Here is a 22,736-nt window from a genome sequence, read left to right on the forward strand (position 1 = left end):
TTTTCGAGGCTTACCTCTCAAGCGGACGGCCATTCTAGCGATTTGAATCTCAGTGTCAAACACTTTTTTGAATTTATTTTCGAAGAGAAGTTAAACTCAAATGATTCAGCTACTTAGCCTACTGAAACACTGCGAAGCGTTGTCGCCATTGCCGTGTCAGTGGGGCGCATTATAGAGAGCTGAGTCACATTGGCAAGCCTTTTTTAGCGTTTTTTTTTAATTTATTGTTCTTCGGCTATTTTTGCACCACTAGAGGCTAAAAGTGACTATTTTCTATCCATTTCTACCACTTTTTTCGTGAATAAAGAGACCTTTTCCCAGTTGGTATACTCGACCTCTTTACTTGTATCCGTTTCTCCACCCGTCATAGACATAATGAAGCGAATCATAAATTTGTCGAAGAAGTTATAGCGAGGATAACGTAGAGCTCCGGCAAAGACCCCAATTAACGTCGGCTCCCACGGTGATTTCTTTAGAAAGGTTTTAATGTAGGCACTCCCCTCAGGGGTATCTTTACCTTGGTCTTCTTTTCTCGCAGTAAGGTTCACACAGAAGAAAGCCGCATTGACTTGCTCAAGTTGTACTAGGTGCTTTTGAATGAATTGGTACAGTTTCTTGTTCAAGTGCCCATAACGTATTGAAGCACCAATCACTACGCGGTCAAATTTGAGTAAATCCAGCGTATCTATAGAGGCTAGATCAAAAGACTCACATTCAAATCCTTCTAGTTCGCTCTCTATATGAGCTGATATCTTACGAGTCTGTCCATCGCAAGTGGAATACAATAATGCTGCCTTTTTCAATGGTTCTTCCTTTAGCTTTTCCAAAATGCAGGAGTAAATAGGATCAATAGTGTGAAGACCTCTAGTCGACCAAACAACATAGAGACCACTAAGACCCATTTCGCAGAGTCACTTATATCACCGTAATGCAGTGACACCTCACCTAGACCTGGGCCTAGGTTATTTAATGTTGATGCTACCGCTGAGAATGCGGTGAGTTCGTCCATACCTGTTGCAATCAGAGCCAGCATACAGATAACAAAAACCAACGCATATGCAGAGAAGAAACCCCAAACCGCATCAATAACCCTTGATGACAGCGCTTTATTACCCAGCTTGATAGTAAATACGGCTCTAGGGTGAACAAGACGCTTGAGTTCACGAAACCCTTGTAATGTTAATAGCAGTACTCGTATTACCTTCATACCACCACCCGTTGAGCCAGCACAGCCTCCTATAAAAGAAGAGAAGAGCAAAAGCACAGGTAAGAACAATGGCCACTCAGCAAAACCCGTAGTCGTAAATCCAGCAGTTGTGGAGATAGACACACTTTGGAACAAGGCTTGGTCAAAGGCTTCATAGTAAGTGTCGTAGCTATGATGGTTGAGTAGCACTAAGAAGCAAATCGCGAACAATATGATCTGAACTCCAATAAAGGCTCTAAACTCAGGGTCTTTTAAATAGTACTTAGGATGGACACCACCGGAGGCAAACGCAGCAAAGTGCAAAGAGTAGTTACACGCAGAGATAAGCAAGAAGACTACAGTGATCATATTCACCGCGTAGCTATCAAAGTAAGCCATGCTCGCATCGTGGGTAGAGAAGCCACCAATAGCGATGGTTGAAAAACTGTGTCCAACCGCATCAAAGAAAGTCATGCCAGCCATCCAAAAGGCAATGGCACAGGCTACCGTTAAGCTTAAATAGATATACCAAAGTGCCTTAGCCGTTTCAGCAATCCTCGGAGTCATTTTGCTGTCTTTAACAGGTCCCGGTATTTCTGCGCGATAGAGCTGCATGCCACCGATACCTAAGACCGGCAATATAGCCACCGCTAACACGATGATCCCCATACCGCCAAACCACTGTAGGAACTGCCGATAAAAAAGCATTGCTTTGGGCAATTCATCTAACCCAACAAGCACGGTGGCACCGGTAGTGGTTAATGCAGAGAAGGACTCAAAGAAAGCATCGGCAACACTTACGGCTGCATTGTCGATAACAAGAAAAGGAAGGGAGCCTGCGCTGCCGATAACCGTCCAAAACAAAACAACGATAAGAAAGCCATCACGTGCTTTTAAATCTCGCTTGTGATGCCGATTAGGGAACCAGCAGGCAAAGCCACATATCAACAAAATGACAAAGGTCACCACGAAGGGGACACCTGCACCATCACGATAAATTAGAGCGACCCCTGCAGGTGCCAACATAGATACGCTAAACAGCGCAAGTAGCAGGCCTACTATTCGAATAATGGAACGAAACTGCATACTTGGGTTAGCTCATCCTTGAAACTAAGGCTTTCGCCCCTGTTTTATTAGTCATGGTTTGGATAAAGTCACTTTCGTTGAGGACTTCAATCTCCACAATCAGTTTAGCCTTGATATCGTAGGAGGCTGAGATTTCCACTGCCTCATACTGCGCCATAATAGACTGAGTTAATGATATGAGAGAGTAATCAACCTCTACTATTAACTGAGTTGTGATTTTCTTTTCGATTGTCTCTAGTCGTTTGAGGGCTTGTTGAACCCCTCCACCGTAGGCTTTAACCAGCCCACCAGTGCCTAACCGAATACCACCATAGTATCGAGTCACTACTGCAGTAAGCTCGCCCACCCCTGAACCCGTCAACTGAGCCAATATCGGCTTACCTGCAGTACCAGAGGGTTCGCCATCATCGCTGAACCCCCATTTCATTGAATCCTCAGGACGACCAGCAACAAATGCCCAGCAATTGTGTCTCGCGTCATTATGTTTCGCCTTTATTTCGTCTACAAATGCTTTGGCTTGTTCAATAGACGGAGTGTGAGCCAAGTAGGTAATAAACTGACTCTTCTTGATCTCTTCTTCAAAAATCGTCGATTTTGCGGGTACTAGATAAGGAGAGGCATTCATTAGATCTATGTTTTATTTAGGTAATCCTATTAGTTTATCACGAGAACGCATTTCGATTAATAGTGACCGAAGCAACACTTGTTAACAACTTGTTGAACAAATGTATTGAATTTTACTTGGTAACTCGTCAAACTTAACTGGTCTTACCACGATCTTTAGCTCGCCTATAAGGCTGACCCGACTCATGGAGAACACGGATGATCTATCAAGCAGAGACCCTCACGGTCAAACAACATCAAGATGGCATAGCCGAAATATGCTTTAGTGGGGCGAACTCCGTCAATAAGCTCGACCTTAAAACACTAGAATCCCTTGATATTGGCATTAAGTCATTACAACAACTTAAAGACCTCAAGGGTGTGGTTGTTACAAGTGATAAAGAAGCCTTTATTGTTGGAGCTGACATTACCGAGTTTCTTGGGCTTTTTGCCAAGCCAAAAGAAGAGCTAAGTCAGTGGCTACAATTCGCCAACTCCATCTTTAATAACCTTGAAGACTTACCTGTTCCCACCATTTCAGTCATTAAAGGACATGCTCTTGGTGGAGGGTGTGAGGCCATTCTAGCGACAGATTTCCGCTTAGCCGATAAGACAGCCAACATTGGATTACCGGAAACCAAACTAGGGATAATGCCCGGATTTGGTGGAACCGTTCGACTACCGCGCCTGATTGGTGCTGACAGTGCAATGGAAATCATTACCGCTGGCAGTTCAAAGCGAGCGGAGCAATTACTAAAAATAGGCTTAATCGATGCCATTGTAGATACAGACAAACTGTTTGATTCTGCTGTATCGCTTATTCATGACGCCAATCGCGGTGCTATTGACTGGCAGGCTCGTCGCAAACAAAAAACCTCACCACTAGGTCTAGGCAAGCTAGAAGCCATGATGAGCTTTACTACCGCCAAAGGTCTTGTTGCTCAAAAGGCTGGTCCTCACTACCCCGCACCCATGATGGCCGTTAAAACCATTGAAAGTGCCGCGAGGTTTGGTCGCGATGAAGCACTCACTATAGAAAGAGAAAACTTCATAACTCTAACTCAAACAGAGGTCGCAACTTCACTAGTAGGGCTATTCCTAAACGACCAATATATAAAAGGTCTAGCCAAGAAAGCAGCCAAAGCATCGAACACACCTACCGAGCGAGCAGGCGTGCTTGGTGCAGGTATTATGGGTGGCGGTATCGCCTACCAATCCGCACTCAAGGGCGTTCCTGTACTAATGAAGGACATTGCACAGCCCTCTTTAGACCTAGGTTTAGATGAAGCCTCTAAGTTGCTGAATAGTCGTCTACAACGAGGACGTATTAAGGCAGATAAAGTAGCTAAGGTTCTCACCTCTATTACACCTAGCCTTCACTACGCAGGTATTGAACAAGCTGATGTGATTATTGAAGCTGTAGTAGAAAACCCTAAAGTCAAAGCAAGTGTTCTAGCTGAGGTAGAGCAATACGCAGATACTGACGCCGTAATTACCTCTAACACCAGCACCATTCCTATCAACCTCTTGGCCAAATCATTAGAACGCCCAGAAAACTTCTGCGGTATGCACTTCTTTAACCCTGTGCATCGAATGCCTCTAGTGGAAATCATTCGTGGAGAGAAAACCTCTGATGAGACCATTAATCGCGTTGTGGCTTATGCCGCCAAAATGGGTAAATCACCTATCGTGGTCAATGACTGTCCAGGGTTCTTTGTAAACCGTGTCCTATTCCCGTATTTCAATGGGTTTAGTCAGCTAGTCAACGATGGTGCTGACTTTCAGCACGTCGATAAAGTGATGGAACGTCAATTTGGTTGGCCAATGGGACCTGCCTATTTGCTAGACGTAGTTGGACTGGATACCGCGCATCACGCTCAGCAAGTGATGGCCAGTGGATTCCCTGAGCGAATGGCAAAGCAAGGTAATGACGCCATTGATGTTCTATTTGAGCAACAACGTTATGGCCAAAAAAATGGAGCGGGTTTCTACGAATATCAACCTGATAGAAAAGGTAAGCCTAAGAAGTCCTTTAACCCAGACGTTAGTGAGTACTTAGCTACTCTAAACGCACCAAACAAACAGTTCAGTGATGAAGAGGTACTTCATCGTATGATGATTCCTATGATCAACGAGGTGGTGTTGTGTCTTGAGGAGAACATTATTGCCTCGCCGCAAGAAGCGGATATGGCTCTGGTATACGGCTTAGGTTTCCCACCATTTAGAGGGGGTGTATTCCGTTACCTAGACAGCTTAGGAATCAAAAATTACCTGGCGTTATGTGAACAGTATCAATCACTAGGCCCACTGTATAAAGCACCACAACTGCTTTACTCAATGGCCGATTCTGGCGATAGCTTTTACGCAAACCAACAAGCCACCAGCGTGTAATCAATAAGAGGGATTAGAAAATGAAAAATGTCGTAATTGTTGATTGCATTCGTACTCCAATGGGACGCTCTAAAGGTGGCGCATTCCGTCATGTTCGAGCTGAAGATCTGTCTGCTCATCTCATGAAGGGGCTGTTGAAAAGAAACCCAGCGGTTAACCCTGGCGAAATTGAAGATATCTATTGGGGTTGTGTGCAACAAACTCTTGAACAAGGCTTCAATATTGCCAGAAATGCCTCTCTACTTGCGGGTCTTCCTATTGAAATCGGCGCGGTGACAGTAAATAGATTATGTGGTTCTTCCATGCAGGCATTGCACGATGCGAGTCGCTCTATAATGGTGGGTGACGCTGATATTTGCATCATTGGTGGTGTGGAGCATATGGGCCACGTTCCAATGAATCATGGCGTCGATTTCCATGATGGTTTGGGTAAGAGTGTCGCCAAAGCTTCGGGCATGATGGGACTGACCGCTGAAATGCTAGGTAAGCTACACGGTATACCAAGAGAGCAACAGGACGAGTTTGCCGCACGCTCACATGCGCGCGCTCATCAAGCCACCTTAAGCGGTGCATTTAAGTCAGAGATCTATGCCACTGAAGCACACGCGGCGGATGGTTCGCTTATTTCTCTCGACTACGATGAAGTTATTCGTCCCGAAACAACGGTAGAAGGATTATCGCAACTAAGGCCTGTTTTTGACCCTGCACACGGCTCTGTGACTGCAGGATCATCATCAGCCTTGTCTGACGGTGCCTCAGCAATGCTGATAATGAGTGAGGAAAAAGCTAACGAGCTTGGCCTGACTATTCGAGCCAAGGTTAAATCAATGGCCATTGCTGGCTGCGATCCTGCCACAATGGGCTACGGTCCTGTTCCGGCAACCAAGAAAGCCCTAAAGCGTGCGGGGCTTACCATTGACGATATGGATCTAGTGGAACTTAACGAAGCCTTCGCCGCACAGGCTCTTCCGGTAGCCAAAGACCTTGGGCTGCTCGAAGTAATGGACGAAAAGGTGAATCTCAATGGTGGCGCCATTGCCCTTGGGCACCCACTGGGTTGTTCAGGTGCTCGAATATCCACAACATTGATTAATTTAATGGAGAGTAAGGATGCGAAATATGGTTTAGCAACCATGTGTATTGGTTTAGGCCAAGGTATCGCAACTGTATTTGAACGACCATAGCCCTCCCTCTACATGCGGCTCTAACATTGGTTAGAGTCGCACCTCCACTCAGATCATAAATTAACCACAATTAATGCGCAAAATGCATACTTAAAATGATAACAAATCATTTTTTTTATTGGTAAATAGTCTCTAAACTTATCAGCAATCAAGCACGTTAACCCTTTGGAGTTACTAATGTTTAAAGCACTTGTTCTAAACCAAGAAGACAAAAAAACCCTTGCTGCTATCGAGCAGGTTGATGAATCACTATTACCAGAAGGTGATGTAGAAATCGCAGTAGATTACTCATCTCTAAACTACAAAGATGGTCTAGCGATTACGGGTAAGGGCAAAATCATTCGTAACTTCCCTATGGTTCCAGGTATCGATCTCGTCGGTACAGTGACAACTTCTGACGATGCTCGCTACCAAACTGGTGACAAAGTCGTACTCACTGGTTGGGGCGTAGGTGAAAACCATTGGGGTGGCATGTCAGAAAAAGCACGCCTTAAAGGGGATTGGCTGGTACCGCTAGTAGACGGTTTATCTGGTCAGCAAGCAATGAGTATTGGTACTGCGGGTTTCACCGCAATGCTTTGTGTACAAGCTATCGTTGATGGTGGTGTAAAGCCTGAAGACGGTGAAATTTTAGTAACCGGCGCTAGCGGTGGTGTAGGCAGCGTAGCCGTAACCCTACTAAACCAACTTGGGTATTCAGTGGCAGCAGTAACTGGCCGTGCATCTCAAAATGGTGACCTGCTGAAAAGCCTAGGTGCTTCTCGCATCGTTGAGCGCTCTGAATTTGCAGAACCTGCGAAACCACTAGAACGTCAAGTATGGGCTGCAGCGGTAGATACTGTAGGTAGCAATATGCTGGCTAAAGTACTAGCACAGACTAACTACAACGGCGTTGTAGCAGCATGTGGTCTTGCAGGAGGATTCGACCTTCCGACCTCAGTGATGCCATTTATCTTGCGTAACGTGCGCTTGCAAGGTGTTGACTCTGTAATGTGCCCAAGAGAAAAACGCATTCAAGCTTGGGAGCGTTTAGTGGAACTGCTTCCTGCATCATACTTTGAGCAAGCCACTAAGCTCATTAATCTTGAAGATGCTATTCAAGCAGCCAATGACATCACCAATGGCCAAATCACTGGTCGTGTTGTGATTAAAGTAAGTTAGATTGCTGGGGGCAGCATTCTATAAGCCAGCGAAGAGATTCGCTGGCTTACTCCAACCCTAAATCCATAACCCTCTTTTCAATTAACCTTCCACATTCATTCTTTAGTATCCCTCGCAACCACCTTTGCGCCGGAGATGTATCGCATCTCGAATGCCAGATAAGAGAATAATCAAAGGGAGTAAATTCAAATGGTAGGGGCTTTATCACTAAGTTATGTCTTTCTGATACCAGATAAGCCAAATCGGCAGGAACGGTAATCACCAAAGGTAAGCGATCAACAATCGCTAGTGCTGCTTCTAAATGATATGCGCGCATGATCAAATTCATTGAGCCATGAGGCTGCAAACTGTCATCAATCAGAGATTTAACACCATCACTAATCGCTATCATGGCGTGAGGCAATGTCAAAAAGTCATCGATACTCAAAGGCTTATCCACTAACGGATGATGCGTTGATAGTAAACAAGTAACGCCCACTTTACCGAGTACTTCTCTACGCAAAGGCACCATTTCTGAAACGGCTCGGCAGATAGCCATGTCCGCTCTTTCTGCAGTTAATTGATGATAGATGTTGTCATGCTGTAGTGGCTGAAAGTCCAAGGAGATATTTGGCGCTTCTTCATAGATCTTAGGTAGCGCAAACGGCAGTATGGTTTGCATTGCATAGTCAGTGGTAGCGACCACAAAGCGTTGCGTGCACTGTGAGGGATCAAAGTCTGTGGGAGTGAGTAGATCCCTTATAGCTTCTAGCGGAAACTGAATCTGTTCGTTTACTAATAATGCTTTTTCTGTGGCTATGAGGTTTTGTCCATTGCGAGTAAACAGTGGATCATTTAACAGCTCTCTTAGTCGTCCCAACACACGACTCATTGCCGACTGGCTGAGATTAAGCCGAAGGGCTGCTCGACTCACACTTCCCTCTTCTACCAAAACCCTTAACGCGATCAATAGATTAAGATCTCTGCGATAAATATCTTCTAGTTCCATGTAACCTCAAACACCAACAAAGCTTATTGTTTTATAGTATCAGTTAAGTGAATTCGTGTTTACAAATAACCAACTTGGGTAGGATACTGAATTTTAGACAAAAAAATCCCGCATCGGAGTGCGGGGAAGCCCAAGAAAAAGGGATAGTGTCGGAATATCTGTTCAACTCAACTGTTATCAAGTTGTTAAATCTAAGTTAAATTAACAATACACCCTAAGCTGAAGATTGCCAAGTTGATATTGAATATTTTTTATACTCGAGTATGATCGCGGTCTCATTTTTTGGGAGAGGAAGCTATGTCGTTTAATCCAGAAGTTGCAAATCACATCCTAGAGGCAGAGGGTTTACGCTGCCCAGAGCCCGTTATGATGGTTAGAAAGACCATTCGTAATATGCAAGATGGCGAAGTATTGCTAGTTAAAGCGGACGACCCTTCTACAGTGCGCGATATTCCAAGCTTCTGTCGCTTCATGGATCATCAGTTAATCGCTGAAAAGACCGACGCAGCCCCATTTGAATATCTAATAAAAAAAGGGCTGGCTTAATCTTGCCTCTTTAGTAAATGGCTGCGCTTACCGCAAGTATTGCAAACAGTGCAGCAGTTACCTTTCTGATCATTGCCAGTGGCAAGCGCTCTGCCGACAACTTACCAATAAGTACCACAGGTACATTTGCCAACAACATACCTAGTGTGGTTCCCAGCACCACCAGCATTAATGCATCCGCATATTGTGCACCAAGAATAGAGGTGGCGATTTGCGTTTTATCACCTATTTCTGCGATGAAAAATGCAATAAAACTAGCCACAAAGGGGCCTCTTCCTGATATCGACTCATCTTCATCTAACTTATCTGGAATCAACACCCACAAAGCCATTGCGATAAAACTAATCACCACAGCCCATCTCAATACTTGTGGACTGAGTAGATCTGAAACTAAGACGCCTAACCAAGCAGCAACGGCATGATTGGCAATCGTTGCCAAGAATATGGCGGCAATTATAGGAACTGGCTTTCGATAGCGACTGGCCAACAATAGCGACAAAAGTTGAGTTTTATCACCAATTTCCGCCAAGGCAACGGTAGTGATAGAGATAGCTAAAACGCTCAAAGGATTCTCGATAGGCGGGGGAAATACAAACCAATAGACAAGCTTCACTCCCCCACCATGGTTCATGAATCTTGTCTAAGGTCTTGCTAAACACTAGGTCTCGAACGCCATGATGATTTTGCATCAATTATGTTGACGGACGAACCGGACAAAAGAGTTGTCGCGGTAAGCTACTCCCCAAAGACGGCGCGATTTTAATAATCCAATATAAAAAAAGCAACCCTAAACTACGCTCAATGAGTGTGGCTTGAACACCCTATTTCTGCGCAAACCGCCCCTCCCTTCATCAGCATTGTGATTTAATACCTTGGAGGAGTTTTTAGTTATTTCTCTTCATGACAACCAAAACTCTTCTACCCTTGATAATACGCTCAACAGATTTCAAGGATGATTATGAGTTGCAAGCCGTTATTACCCCTGTTCATGATGCTCTCATTGAGTGCTTGTGATGATGACAATACGATAGATGATCTCGTCGAGGATTCATCTTTGGATGTATTCACGCCTGATAGCATTAATGTTGAACCCCAATCTATATCCGTACTAACCAACCGAGCTCGACAAGCCTCTGCTGCTTACAATTCAAAAGATCATCACTTCGTTATTGTTTGGAATGAGGTGCACTATGAAACAACACCAGAGTCTGAAACGATAGAATTACGTAGAGTAAATTACGATGGCAGTATCGGTGAAAGTATTGTCTTAGATAACGTCGATGATGGTACTGACCTTGCTGATGCAGCCATCAGTTATAACTCAAACGACAACACTTTCTTGGTGGCATGGGAAAAACCCATGCCCAATGGAAATGACGAATACTCTGACAAACTACAGCTTGCCCTACTTGATGGGCAAGGGAGTATTATCAACAAATCCCTGCTGGATATTGGGTGTCGACATGGTGACGCCAGCATTGCTTACAACTCCGCGGAGAACAAATGGTTGATGGCATGGAAACATAGAGGGGATGGCATAGAGTTTTGCTCTCCAGATCCATCACCTGAGGGTATCTATGTACAATATATAAAATCAGATGGCTCCTTGGAGAACTCAGCAACCTTGATCAGGGGAGAGTTCGATGCACAAGCCCTAGGTGAGCCTGAAACGGATAATTTGACAGGCTCTCAGCTAGAGTACAATTCAGAGGATAATCAATTTTTAGTGGCTTGGCAGCATACCTACCAGACCGCAGAGTCCGATTCTCCCACTTTGATGAGTTTTTTCTACGGCCTAGAAGCTCAAATAATTAATGCTGATCTTAGTTCTGTTGACGACATCATCATCATCGATAGTGACGGTGGTGAAAATATAAACATAGAGGAAAATGAAGGGCGAACCTTTGATACACCAGAAGAGCTATCATTAGCCTATAACCCCGAAGTAAACGTATATGGTATCAGTTACAGAACTAACGATATGACCACGTTTGACATTGATGGGAAAAGCATTAGCCAAATTAATGCCCGTATTTTATCTGCCAACGGCGAACTGAGTGAAAGAATTGTCTTAGCCCAAACAGTTGAAAATAGTATTGTCTATGACGACACAGCTGTCGATGAGCCCAGCATAGCCTACAACCCCTCTACTACAGACTTCTTCCTCACCTGGCAGCAATCTCTCGCATCAGAAATACTCTCAAGTTATGACTACGATATTTACTCTAGCCATCTAGAAAGTGATGGCACTTTCACTCCTCCAGTAGCTCTATCTAACCAGGCTGGTATAAACGAAATGAAAGCAGATGACATCCATGAAGACATTGTATGTAACATCTATGTTTGTTTGGTGCTTTGGCAAGAAATAGGGAATCTTGAAGTAACACGAGGTGATGACGACTACACCCGATCCATTAACTTTAAGTTTCTTGATAATCTAAACTAGAGAACAACATATACTGTCATTAAGAGCCTAGTATGAGACTCTTAATGGCAGGTATTGCATAGAGACTTTGCTTTTATTACCCACTCCCAACACATTTAATTATTCTGTAATCCCCTTTTTTACCCTCCAGCCCTGCTTCCTTAGGGGTACTGTGCATTTTTTCGCTACTACCAACCCTAATAACTGGGTATAATTCAAAGTTATTTCCTTTTCAGACAAAAGAATCGCGCGAACCTGACTATGCAAAAATACGATATCAAAACCTTCCAGGGAATGATCCTCGCGCTGCAGGATTATTGGGCTCAAAACGGTTGTACCATTGTTCAACCTTTGGATATGGAAGTAGGTGCTGGCACCTCTCACCCAATGACGTGTCTACGTGCACTTGGCCCAGAGCCAATGTCTACGGCATACGTTCAACCTTCACGCCGACCAACTGATGGTCGTTACGGTGAAAACCCGAACCGCCTGCAGCACTACTATCAATTCCAAGTAGCTCTTAAACCTTCTCCAGATAATATTCAGGAGTTGTACTTAGGCTCTCTTGAAGTGCTTGGTGTCGACCCACTAGTTCACGATATTCGCTTCGTAGAAGATAACTGGGAAAACCCAACTTTGGGTGCCTGGGGTCTTGGTTGGGAAGTATGGCTAAACGGCATGGAAGTCACTCAGTTTACTTACTTCCAACAAGTAGGTGGCCTTGAGTGTAAGCCTGTTACTGGTGAAATCACTTACGGTATCGAGCGCCTAGCAATGTACATCCAAGAAGTAGACTCTGTTTACGACCTAGTATGGAACGTTGCCCCAGATGGTTCGAACGTGACTTACGGTGATATCTTCCACCAAAACGAGGTTGAGCAATCAACATACAACTTCGAGCACGCAGACGTAGATTTCCTATTCACCTTCTTCGACCAGTGCGAAAAAGAGTGTAAAGAACTACTTGAGCTTGAGAAGCCTCTTCCGCTTCCAGCTTACGAGCGTATTCTAAAAGCAGGTCACGCATTCAACATCCTTGATGCACGCAAGGCTATCTCTGTAACAGAGCGTCAACGTTACATCCTTCGTATCCGCAACCTGACTAAATCAGTTGCAGAGGCGTACTACGCGTCACGTGAAGCGCTTGGCTTCCCTATGTGTAAGAAGGATAAATAATCATGGCGAAGAATTTTCTAATTGAACTAGGTACGGAAGAGCTTCCACCAACGGCACTTCGTTCTCTAGCAGAAGCATTTGCTTCTAACTTTGAAGCAGGTCTTAAAACTGCAGAGCTTTCTCACGAAGACATCAAGTGGTACGCGGCACCTCGCCGTCTAGCACTTAAAGTAACAGCACTGGCTGAAGGCCAAGCAGACAAAGTCGTTGAAAAACGTGGTCCTGCTGTTTCTGTAGCATTCGACGCTGAAGGCAACGCGACTAAAGCTGCACAAGGTTGGGCTCGTGGTAACGGTATTACCGTTGAGCAAGCTGACCGCCTGAAAACAGATAAAGGTGAATGGCTTCTTTTCAAACAAGAAGTGGCTGGCAAACCAGTTCAAGACTTGGTGATCGACATTGCAGCTAAAGCACTTGCTGGCCTGCCAATTCCTAAAGCGATGCGCTGGGGTAACTCAGACATTCAATTTATCCGTCCAGTGAAAACACTGACAGTACTGCTAGGTGATGAGCTAATTGAAGGCGAAATCCTAGGCGTAGCCTCTGCTCGTACTATCCGTGGCCACCGCTTTATGGGCGAACAAGAATTTACTATCGATTCTGCTGATCAATACCCTGCACTTCTTGAAGAGCGCGGTAAGGTCATGGCCGATTACGAAGCACGTAAGGCTATCATCCTTGCAGATGCTCAAAAGGCAGCAGAAGCCGTTGGCGGTATTGCAGACCTAGAAGATGACCTGGTTGAAGAAGTGACCTCTTTGGTTGAATGGCCAGTTGTCCTAACGGCTAAGTTTGAGCAAGAATTCCTAAAAGTACCCTCTGAAGCCTTGGTTTACACCATGAAAGGCGACCAGAAGTATTTCCCTGTCTATGATGCAGATAAGAATCTTCTACCAAACTTCATCTTCGTTTCGAATATCGAATCTAAAGAACCTCGCCACGTTATCGAAGGTAACGAGAAAGTTGTACGTCCACGTCTTGCTGATGCTGAGTTCTTCTTCAACACAGACCGTAAGCGTCCGCTGATCGACCGTTTGCCTGAATTAGACCAAGCTATCTTCCAGAAACAACTTGGTACTATCAAAGACAAAACAGACCGCATCACTGAGCTTGCTGGCTACATCGCTGAGCAAATCGATGCTGACGTTGAAAAATCTAAGCGTGCTGGCCTGCTGGCTAAGTGTGACCTAATGACATCTATGGTATTCGAGTTTACCGATACTCAAGGTGTTATGGGCATGCACTACGCGACCCATGACGGTGAAGACGAGCAAGTAGCATTAGCCCTTTACGAACAGTACATGCCTCGTTTTGCTGGCGATGATCTACCAAGCACTGGTATCTCATCTGCTGTTGCAATGGCAGACAAGCTAGACACTATCGTTGGTATCTTCGGCATTGGTCAGGCTCCAAAGGGTTCTGATCCATTTGCCCTACGTCGCGCATCATTAGGTGTGTTGCGTATTCTTGTTGAAAACGGCTACAACCTGGATCTAGTCGACCTAATCGCAAAAGCGAAAGAGCTACTGGGCGACAAGCTAACCAATGAAAATGTTGAGAAGGACGTTATCGACTTTATGTTGGGTCGCTTCCGTGCTTGGTATCAAGACGCTGGCTTCAGCATCGATATCATCCAAGCAGTACTAGCGCGCCGTCCAACTAAACCTGCTGATTTTGACCGCCGTGTTAAGGCTGTTTCTCACTTCCGTGAATTAGAAGCAGCAGAAGCCTTGGCCGCAGCGAACAAACGCGTGGGTAATATCCTGGCCAAGTTTGATGGTGAATTAGCTGCCGAGATCGATCTCGCACTGCTCACCGAAGACGCAGAGAAAGTACTGGCTGAAAACGTTGAAGTCATGACAGAAGCTCTTGAGCCTGCTTTTGCTACAGGTAACTACCAAGACGCATTGAGTAAGCTGGCTGACCTTCGCGAGCCTGTAGATACCTTCTTTGACAACGTCATGGTTATGGCAGATGACGAGGCTCTGAAAAAGAACCGTCTAACTCTACTGAACAACCTACGTAACTTGTTCCTAGAAATTGCAGATATCTCCCTTCTGCAAAAATAATCACTTCATAATGAAGTGATTGAATAAAGAATAGAAACCCAGCTTTTTTGAGCTGGGTTTTTCTTTTTGTGCCTCTAATTTTTGCTTTGTCTCTTGAGCACTATCGGGTATGTTCAAGGCATGGCAAATCGCTCTATCTATCATTGCCCATTTAAATTCAGGTACAGAACACAATGCAATTTTCTAAGTTTGGTGAAAAATTCAATCGATACTCTGGTATTACTCGTTTAATGGATGACTTAAACGACGGCTTAAGAACACCGGGAGCCATAATGCTTGGCGGCGGGAACCCTGCTGCAATTCCAGAAATGCTCGATTACTTTTCACAAACAAGCTCAGAAATGCTCGCCAATGGTGAATTAGTTGCTGCAATGGCAAACTATGATGGACCACAAGGGAAAGATGCATTCATAAAGTCCTTAGCTAAACTGCTTCGACAGACTTATGGATGGGATATTAGCGAAAAAAACATTAGCCTAAGTAACGGAAGTCAAAGTGGCTTTTTCTACCTATTCAACCTTTTTGCAGGTAAACAGCCCGATAACAGTCATAAAAAAATACTGCTACCACTGGCACCAGAATATATAGGTTATGGTGATGCCGGTATTGATGACGATATCTTCATTTCTTATCACCCTGAGATAGAGTTGCTCGATAATGGCTTATTTAAGTACCATGTCGATTTTGAGCAGTTAACGGTGGATGAATCGGTTGCTGCAATCTGTGCGTCACGACCAACCAATCCAACCGGTAATGTACTGACCGATGAAGAGATCCATAAACTGGATCAACTAGCACGAGCTAATAACATTCCGTTGATTATCGATAATGCGTATGGTTTCCCATTCCCAAATATCATCTTTGAAGAGATCACGCCATTCTGGAATGAAAACACCATCCTATGTATGAGTTTATCGAAACTGGGCTTGCCTGGTGTTCGTTGTGGCATTGTTATAGCTAACGAAGAGACAACGCAAGCACTTACTAACATGAACGGGATTATAGGGTTAGCCCCTGGCAGCATTGGCCCTAGTATTGCCAATCACATGATAGAAAAAGGCGATTTATTACATTTAAGCTCAAATGTTATTAAGCCCTTTTATGCACAAAAATCGCAAAGAGCAATAGAGCTACTGCAACAAGCGATCACCGATACCCGATTTAGAATTCATAAACCTGAGGGCGCTATTTTCTTGTGGCTGTGGTTTGATGAATTGCCGATCACGACCATGGAATTATACAATCGCCTCAAAGCTCGTGGCGTTCTGATTGTTCCTGGAGAATACTTCTTTATCGGACAAGATGATGAATGGACTCATGCCCACCAATGCCTAAGAATGAATTATGTGCAGAATGACGACGATATGAAAAAGGGTATTCAAATCATTGCTGAGGAAGTCAAAAAGGCTTATCAAGGCGCATAATACGCCATATAAAAGCGACGATGACCGATAAGCGCCATCGTCGTTTACTATCCTCAAACCAATATGACATCAGAGCGCATGCTATAAAGAACAAAGAGCACTTCTTCTTGCTCTCTCTGCCCCACATTATTTTTATTCATGGCCTCAAGAGCGTCATCTAACACGGCAATAAATTCAACAGCAGAAATATTCATGCCTTTATGTACAGCGAGCATGTCTTTTCCCTTATACAGGTTAGGACCTCCAGTACCCGTAATAAAGAACTCCGCCACCGACGTCTTTAATCGCGATAAGTCAGAATCAGCAAATCGAGTGCTGATCGCCTTATTGGCAAGATGAAGGTCTACAATATCACTGGAGATTTGAGTAATAGACTCTGAGCCTCCCAATCTTTCATACAATGTCGACATAACACTATTCCTTCATTATTTATTCTTGATGGGCACCATAATGTGAGCATAAGGCGTGTCCTTCCACATTACATAAGGCCCTCCATTAAAGGGGTCATCACTCACCCCTTTCAGAAGCTCTTTTGGCACAACAATCATTAAATGTGGCCCCTCTTTCACCCATACATCACCATTGTCAGGATCCGTAGCTGCTGGGTTGGAGTTACTCACATACGCATCACCTTGCATCATGTATGAAATGCCTATTCGGTCGGTTTCAAAGGGCTGACCGGTAGCTGCGGCCTCAAGTAATTTGGACCATACCGCATCGTTACACATCGGGTGTATATCACCGGGCACAACAGGGATGCCTGGAACACAATGCCAATGAGGGCTCCCCTCACGCAAAACTGAGCCATCGGTATCAAGGATAGTCGCTTTTGAGCTAAGGTCGCTATGTGCGGCACTTTCTGCACGCTGAACCTTTTCATCTGCAGCACTGCTAGTAAAGCCAATCAAATAACTTCCTAGCACTATGCCTATTAGCAATTTACTCATAAAAAATCCTTACGTTTCATCTATGTAAGACACTTACAAGGATAAAACGTGATAGCGACTATAATTATGAGGATTTAATGAGATTTGCATGAAGTCGCGTGAATAAGAAACCCTACAACCTTCACCTAGGCATTTACTATGGATACAGCTGTCATTGAAAAAACTCGAGCCAGAGAGCTAGAGTTTTTGGCTCAAAGTATGCAGTTCTATGGCCCTGATGTGATTGGCTTATATGGCATTGCTGGTGTGGGAAAAAGCACACTTCTTAACCAATTCGCGACGCTCTATCCTAGTCGCTGTTTTAAAATCAACTGCCAACAAATAGAGCCAACCCCAAGAGCCTTTTTGCAATGTCTTCAGCAGATAACTGTGAGTGATGAAGCAAGTTTAAGCTCTATCTCTTCGGCTCTCGATGCGGCAACAACGTCAACTCCGCCCGTGTTGTTACTCGATCAATTTGAGTCTATAAACTTGATCGAATCTTGGTTAAGACAAGAATGCATGCCAGCTCTTTTAGGAAGGATAAGGCTTATATTTTGTGGTCGATTACTGCCTGCTAACCAGTGGATCATCAACCCAAGCCCAGAGCTAAACTACCTCAGCTTAAAACTTGAGTGCTTATCCTTTAACGATTCTATTCGCTTCCTACAAGCTCAGGGACATTCAGTCAGTGCCGCATTGGGAATCAACCAATTTGCTAATGGTCATCCCCTTGCGCTGAGGTTGGCCAGTAACGCGGTATTGGAACGACCCCAACGCCAATTGAGCGAACAACCTCCCAATAATATTATTCATTCATTGGTGCGTTTTTTTATTGAAGACATTCACGATCCTGAGTTACAGCAGGCATTACTTGCCTGCTCGGTGATCAGGCGAATGACTGAGCCTTTACTCAAGGCCATGCTGCTTTGTACTCATTCACAAGCCAATAAGCTGTATGAGGATTTAGCACAGATCGATTTTGTAGAGGTCAATGAAGATGGCTTGAGTTTGCATGAGGTATTGAAAAAGACATTAAGCTCGGATCTGAAGTCCCGCTCGCCACAACAATTTAGTGTTTTTCGCCAAAGAGCGAGCCAGCAGATTCGTACCGAGCTAGAGAGTGCGAGCCTGGGCCAGATGTGGCGCTATACGGCCGATATTATCTATCTGGTAGAAAACAGTGTCATTCGTAACGCCTTCTTTCCTCCCAACGATCAGCGCAAATATAGTATTGAGCCCGCTTGCGAAGCCGATAAGCAGTCTGTGATGGCTATCATTACAAATCATGAGCCACAACAGGCAATATCCATCTACGAATATTGGTGGCAAAAACATATCAATGCCTTTCATTGTGTTAAGGATACACAAGGAAAAATAGCTGGATTCTACTGCTTACTGAAAACGACGGAAATCCTGACCCACCAGCTAGATGAAGATCCTATAACCAAGGCCTGGGTTACCCACTTAAACGAGACTGAAGCGCCAGACGGCAACAATACAGAGCACATTTTTATTCGTCGTTGGTTATCCCTAGATAAAGGAGAATCATTAAGTGGCGTACAAGCCGCATGCTGGCTCGACATAAAACGAATCTATCTGGAAATGAGGCCTCAACTTAAACGCGTCTATCTCACTCTGCAAGATCTGCAGCCCTATGCTCCAGCGGCACTTGAGCTAGGTTTTCAAGTTCTTGATATAGAAGTCGATATTGACGGTATCCCCTATTACTCAGCCATGCTAGATATGGGAGAAGAATCCGTTATTGGCTGGGTATCTAAGCGGCTTCTTCATGAGCTCAGCGGTCAGGAGCCCATCATCACCCGCCCATCATGGTTTGATGTTGATGCAAGGCAGATCCGAACAAGCCACTCGCAAATCGATCTAACACCACTGGAGTTTAATACGTTGTCTCTATTAATCTCACATCAGGAAGAGGTGGTATCGCGTAAGTTGTTGCTAAAAGAGGTTTGGGGAATTGAGCATAATGGTTCAAGTAATGTGGTGGATACCATTATACGCTCTTTAAGAAGGAAGCTAGGCAGCAACTCAACGCACATTCAATCTGTAAGAGGTACTGGATACCGGTTTAATGTTGATGCATGAGCAATAAAAAAGAGCGCCTTAGGCGCTCTTTCACTACTTTATTATGTTGCTCACTACTCTGCCGAGTCAGTGTTGCTCTCGATAAGTTTGCTACCGTTAATAGCTATCTTACGAGGCTTCATTGCTTCTGGAATTTCTCTTTGCAGATCAATATGTAGCAAACCATTTTCCATTGTCGCACCAACCACTTTGACGTAGTCAGCCAATTGGAACTTACGCTCAAAATCACGTTCAGCAATACCTTGGTAAATGTACTTTTTACCTTCTTCAGCTTGACGCTCGCCACGCACGATTAGTACGTTTTCTTTTTGAGTAATATCCAATTGATCGTCAGCAAAGCCAGCCACTGCCATAGTAATACGATAGTTGTTTTCATCTTGCTGTTCGATATTGTATGGAGGGTATCCCGCAGAAGCGTTCTTAGTTGATGACGCTTCCATCATGTTAAACAGACGGTCAAAGCCAATCGCATTGCGGTACAAAGGAGTGAAATCTACAGTTCTCATAATACTATCCTATTCATTAGCAATAGCCTTAACTCAGAGTGGCGAGTTAAGGGTGTTGTCTCCATTCCATCTAGGACATGGGTTCAACAGGTTTAAGTTGTGTGCTTTTCTCTGTCCTTCCTCTCATGAGCGAAGCGAGTTAAGCGGTTCAGAAGACCCATCAGGCATCCTCTTCACAACTAGATATAGGGATGAGCAAAATCTGTTTCAAGGGATTATTTTGAATAAAATTTAAATCAATTTATTTTTCAAAAGCTTACAGAAACAAAAAAGCACCACAATCTCTTGTAGTGCTTTTCTAATACTTTCAAACTTTAGCGTTTTGAAACAGTGCCTGTTTTCTAAACGTCTAGGTTTGCTACTTTAAGGGCATTGTCTTCGATGAAGCGACGACGAGGCTCTACGTGATCACCCATTAGAGTAGTGAACAACTGGTCTGCACCCACTGCATCTTCGATAGTCACCTGCATCATGCGACGAGTATCAGGGTCCATTGTGGTTTCCCAAAGCTGATCTGGGTTCATCTCACCTAGACCTTTGTAACGCTGTAGTGAAAGACCACGACGAGACTCTTTAGATAGCCACTCTAGTACTTCTAGGAAGGTGGTTACTTGCGCTGTACGCTCACCACGTTTCACATAAGCACCCTCTTCAAGCAGGCCTTCTAGCGCTTCAGAAAGTGTAGCCAGCTTGTTGTATTCTTTCGTCGCAAGTAGCTCTAGGCTAACCACATACTCGTAGTGAACACCGTGAGTACGAACCACAACCTTAGGCAAAGAAATATTCAGCTCTTGGTGTTTTTCAACTTCTAAGCTGTATTGGCTAGCACCCACTTCTTTTGCATTAAGTTGAGCTACTAAACGCTCACCCCAAGCAGTGACTGTCGCTTCATTTTGACACTCTTCAGCAGTAAGACGAGGGACATAGATAAACTCTTCCACCAGCGATTTTGGCAATTGACGAGCCATACGTTCAACGAGCTTGGTTGCTTGGTTAAACTGAATCACTAGAGCCTCTAGAGGCTCACCCGAAAGAGCAGGAGCTTCAGGGTTCACGTACACAGCTGCGTTATCAAGAGCCAGCGCCGTTTGGTACTGAGTCATTGCGTCTTCATCTTTAATGTACTGCTCTTGCTTACCCTTCTTCACTTTGTAAAGTGGTGGCTGAGCGATGTAGATGTAACCACGCTCAATTAGCTCAGGCATTTGACGGTAGAAAAATGTCAGCAGTAGAGTACGGATGTGAGAACCATCCACATCGGCATCGGTCATGATAATGATGTTGTGGTAACGCAGTTTATCTGGGTTATATTCATCACGGCCAATACCACAACCAAGAGCGGTAATCAGAGTCGCTACTTCTTGAGAAGAAAGCATCTTATCAAAACGTGCCTTCTCAACGTTTAGGATCTTACCTTTAAGTGGCAAGATAGCTTGGTTCTTACGGTTACGTCCCTGCTTGGCTGAACCGCCAGCAGAGTCCCCTTCCACTATGTATAGTTCAGAAAGCGCAGGGTCTTTCTCTTGGCAATCAGCAAGCTTACCAGGCAGACCCGCTAGATCTAGAGCACCTTTGCGACGAGTCATTTCTCTAGCTTTACGAGCAGCATCACGAGCACGAGCAGCATCAATGATCTTGCTACATACTATTTTTGCTTCATTTGGGTTTTCAACAAGGAACTCTGAAAGCTTCTCACCCATAGCGGATTCAACAGCCGACTTCACTTCAGAAGAAACCAACTTATCTTTAGTCTGGCTAGAGAACTTAGGATCCGGCACTTTCACCGAAATAACCGCAGTTAAACCTTCACGAGCATCATCACCAGAAGTGGATGTCTTCTCTTTCTTCGAGAAGCCTTCTTTATCCATGAAAGAGTTTAATGTACGTGTTAATGCTGAGCGGAAGCCCGCTAGGTGAGTACCACCATCGCGCTGTGGAATGTTATTGGTAAAACAGTAAATGTTTTCTTGATAACCATCATTCCATTGCATTGCGACTTCAACCGTAATGCCATCTTCACGTTCAAAATCAAAATGGAAAATCTTTTGAATGATCGGTGTTTTGTTGGTATTCAGGTGATTTACAAACGCTTGAATACCACCTTCAAACATGAAGTGATCTGATTTATCTTCTTCACGCTCATCAACCAATCGTATAGAAACGCCTGAGTTCAAGAACGAAAGCTCACGCAGTCGCTTAGCTAGGATGTCGTAGTGGAACTCAATATTATTGAATGTACCTTCACTTGGCCAAAAACGGATTTCTGTACCCGTTTGATCAGTGTCGCCCACTACCGCTAGTGGCGCTTCTGGCTCACCATGGTGATAGGTTTGGCTGTGAACATGACCGCCACGCTGAATAGTCAGAGTAACTTGCTTAGACAATGCGTTTACAACTGAAACACCTACACCGTGAAGACCGCCTGATACCTTGTAAGAGTTATCGTCAAACTTACCACCAGCGTGCAGAACGGTCATGATCACCTCTGCTGCAGACACTTGTTCTTCTTCGTGTAGTTCAGTCGGAATACCACGACCATCGTCTCGAACAGAAACAGAGTCGTCGTCATGGATGGTAACTATGATGTCGTTACAGTGACCTGCCAACGCTTCATCAATAGAGTTATCCACTACCTCGAATACCATGTGGTGAAGACCTGTTCCGTCGTCTGTGTCACCTATGTACATACCTGGACGCTTACGAACCGCATCTAGGCCTTTTAGTACTTTAATACTCGATGAATCGTAATTTTCTGCCATGAGTTACTCTCTATTTGGGTCTATGTATCATCCATGTTACGGCCAAACCAAAGTGACGCTTTGGTGAGCTCGCAAATACCGATAATAGCCATCTATATTGAATATGTTCTACTACGCTAGGAATCTAAAATCTCTAGCCGTTAAAGTAGCATTGTAAGACCTAAACCTATTATTTGAGGGGCTTTCATCCCTCATTGGCT

The 22,736-nt window shown here is 44.4% G+C and carries 18 protein-coding genes; 9 read left to right on the forward strand and 9 right to left on the reverse strand.

Annotated elements, in window-relative coordinates; translation table 11 throughout:
- Nucleotides 1-266 precede the first annotated feature (266 nt).
- Genes hemG through D5I41_RS07940 form a run of 3 tightly spaced genes read right to left on the reverse strand, consistent with a single transcriptional unit; the run spans nucleotide 267 to nucleotide 2,897 of the window.
- Nucleotides 267-803 (reverse strand): menaquinone-dependent protoporphyrinogen IX dehydrogenase, encoded by a 537-nt coding sequence (gene hemG / locus D5I41_RS07930; RefSeq protein WP_119009367.1) that lies wholly within the window; start codon nucleotides 801-803, stop codon nucleotides 267-269.
- An 11-nt stretch (nucleotides 804-814) separates the two neighbouring features.
- On the reverse strand, nucleotides 815-2,272 hold the full coding sequence (locus D5I41_RS07935; protein WP_119009368.1) for a TrkH family potassium uptake protein: 1,458 nt from the start codon (nucleotides 2,270-2,272) through the stop codon (nucleotides 815-817).
- A gap of 7 nt (nucleotides 2,273-2,279) precedes the next feature.
- The gene (locus D5I41_RS07940) at nucleotides 2,280-2,897 is read right to left on the reverse strand and encodes a YigZ family protein (RefSeq protein WP_119009369.1); all 618 of its coding nucleotides are present in this window, start codon (nucleotides 2,895-2,897) and stop codon (nucleotides 2,280-2,282) included.
- 197 nt (nucleotides 2,898-3,094) lie between these two features.
- Here D5I41_RS07940 and fadB point away from each other — a divergent pair, with 197 nt between their 5' ends.
- The 3 genes from fadB (at nucleotide 3,095) to acuI (ending at nucleotide 7,611) form a co-directional block, all read left to right on the forward strand.
- Complete coding sequence (fadB, locus tag D5I41_RS07945; protein ID WP_119009370.1) at nucleotides 3,095-5,266, forward strand: fatty acid oxidation complex subunit alpha FadB; 2,172 nt, start codon at nucleotides 3,095-3,097, stop codon at nucleotides 5,264-5,266.
- Nucleotides 5,267-5,286: 20 nt separating this feature from the next.
- Nucleotides 5,287-6,450, forward strand: coding sequence for an acetyl-CoA C-acyltransferase FadA (gene fadA / locus D5I41_RS07950; protein WP_119009371.1), 1,164 nt, complete (start codon nucleotides 5,287-5,289; stop codon nucleotides 6,448-6,450).
- 177 nt (nucleotides 6,451-6,627) lie between these two features.
- Nucleotides 6,628-7,611, forward strand: a complete 984-nt coding sequence (gene acuI / locus D5I41_RS07955; RefSeq protein ID WP_119009372.1) for an acrylyl-CoA reductase (NADPH) — start codon at nucleotides 6,628-6,630, stop codon at nucleotides 7,609-7,611.
- 46 nt (nucleotides 7,612-7,657) lie between these two features.
- Here acuI and D5I41_RS07960 read toward each other — a convergent pair whose 3' ends face one another.
- Nucleotides 7,658-8,599, reverse strand: coding sequence for a LysR family transcriptional regulator (locus tag D5I41_RS07960; RefSeq protein WP_119009373.1), 942 nt, complete (start codon nucleotides 8,597-8,599; stop codon nucleotides 7,658-7,660).
- Between the two features lie 297 nt (nucleotides 8,600-8,896).
- Here D5I41_RS07960 and tusA point away from each other — a divergent pair, with 297 nt between their 5' ends.
- Nucleotides 8,897-9,145: a sulfurtransferase TusA gene (gene tusA / locus D5I41_RS07965; RefSeq protein WP_017029819.1), complete on the forward strand. Its 249-nt coding sequence runs from the start codon at nucleotides 8,897-8,899 to the stop codon at nucleotides 9,143-9,145.
- A 10-nt stretch (nucleotides 9,146-9,155) separates the two neighbouring features.
- Here tusA and D5I41_RS07970 read toward each other — a convergent pair whose 3' ends face one another.
- Complete coding sequence (locus D5I41_RS07970) at nucleotides 9,156-9,710, reverse strand: TMEM165/GDT1 family protein (protein WP_119011481.1); 555 nt, start codon at nucleotides 9,708-9,710, stop codon at nucleotides 9,156-9,158.
- Between the two features lie 393 nt (nucleotides 9,711-10,103).
- Between D5I41_RS07970 and D5I41_RS07975 the strand changes: the two genes are divergently transcribed.
- From D5I41_RS07975 to D5I41_RS07990, 4 genes are all read left to right on the forward strand, one after another.
- Nucleotides 10,104-11,591 (forward strand): hypothetical protein, encoded by a 1,488-nt coding sequence (locus tag D5I41_RS07975; RefSeq protein ID WP_147094858.1) that lies wholly within the window; start codon nucleotides 10,104-10,106, stop codon nucleotides 11,589-11,591.
- 240 nt (nucleotides 11,592-11,831) lie between these two features.
- The gene (gene glyQ / locus D5I41_RS07980) at nucleotides 11,832-12,746 is read left to right on the forward strand and encodes a glycine--tRNA ligase subunit alpha (RefSeq protein WP_017632669.1); all 915 of its coding nucleotides are present in this window, start codon (nucleotides 11,832-11,834) and stop codon (nucleotides 12,744-12,746) included.
- Between the two features lie 2 nt (nucleotides 12,747-12,748).
- Nucleotides 12,749-14,815 carry a glycine--tRNA ligase subunit beta gene (glyS, locus tag D5I41_RS07985; RefSeq protein ID WP_119009375.1) on the forward strand — a complete coding sequence of 689 codons (2,067 nt, stop codon included), beginning with the start codon at nucleotides 12,749-12,751 and terminating at the stop codon, nucleotides 14,813-14,815.
- 173 nt (nucleotides 14,816-14,988) lie between these two features.
- Entirely contained in the window at nucleotides 14,989-16,239 is a 1,251-nt protein-coding gene (locus D5I41_RS07990) for a valine--pyruvate transaminase (RefSeq protein WP_119009376.1), read from the forward strand.
- Between the two features lie 53 nt (nucleotides 16,240-16,292).
- Here D5I41_RS07990 and D5I41_RS07995 read toward each other — a convergent pair whose 3' ends face one another.
- A complete protein-coding gene (locus D5I41_RS07995; protein ID WP_119009377.1) occupies nucleotides 16,293-16,649 on the reverse strand; it encodes a group I truncated hemoglobin in 357 nt (118 codons plus the stop codon).
- Between the two features lie 15 nt (nucleotides 16,650-16,664).
- Nucleotides 16,665-17,186 carry a hypothetical protein gene (locus D5I41_RS08000; protein ID WP_119009378.1) on the reverse strand — a complete coding sequence of 174 codons (522 nt, stop codon included), beginning with the start codon at nucleotides 17,184-17,186 and terminating at the stop codon, nucleotides 16,665-16,667.
- 138 nt (nucleotides 17,187-17,324) lie between these two features.
- Here D5I41_RS08000 and D5I41_RS08005 point away from each other — a divergent pair, with 138 nt between their 5' ends.
- Nucleotides 17,325-19,271, forward strand: coding sequence for a winged helix-turn-helix domain-containing protein (locus D5I41_RS08005; protein ID WP_119009379.1), 1,947 nt, complete (start codon nucleotides 17,325-17,327; stop codon nucleotides 19,269-19,271).
- A gap of 53 nt (nucleotides 19,272-19,324) precedes the next feature.
- On the opposite strand, the gene D5I41_RS08010 is transcribed toward D5I41_RS08005, so the two are convergent.
- Entirely contained in the window at nucleotides 19,325-19,777 is a 453-nt protein-coding gene (locus D5I41_RS08010) for an Hsp20 family protein (RefSeq protein WP_102547093.1), read from the reverse strand.
- A 341-nt stretch (nucleotides 19,778-20,118) separates the two neighbouring features.
- On the reverse strand, nucleotides 20,119-22,536 hold the full coding sequence (gene gyrB, locus D5I41_RS08015) for a DNA topoisomerase (ATP-hydrolyzing) subunit B (RefSeq protein ID WP_119009380.1): 2,418 nt from the start codon (nucleotides 22,534-22,536) through the stop codon (nucleotides 20,119-20,121).
- Nucleotides 22,537-22,736 lie beyond the last annotated feature (200 nt).

This window comes from Vibrio superstes (genome assembly GCF_003569005.1).
Taxonomy (GTDB): Bacteria; Pseudomonadota; Gammaproteobacteria; order Enterobacterales; family Vibrionaceae; genus Vibrio; species Vibrio superstes.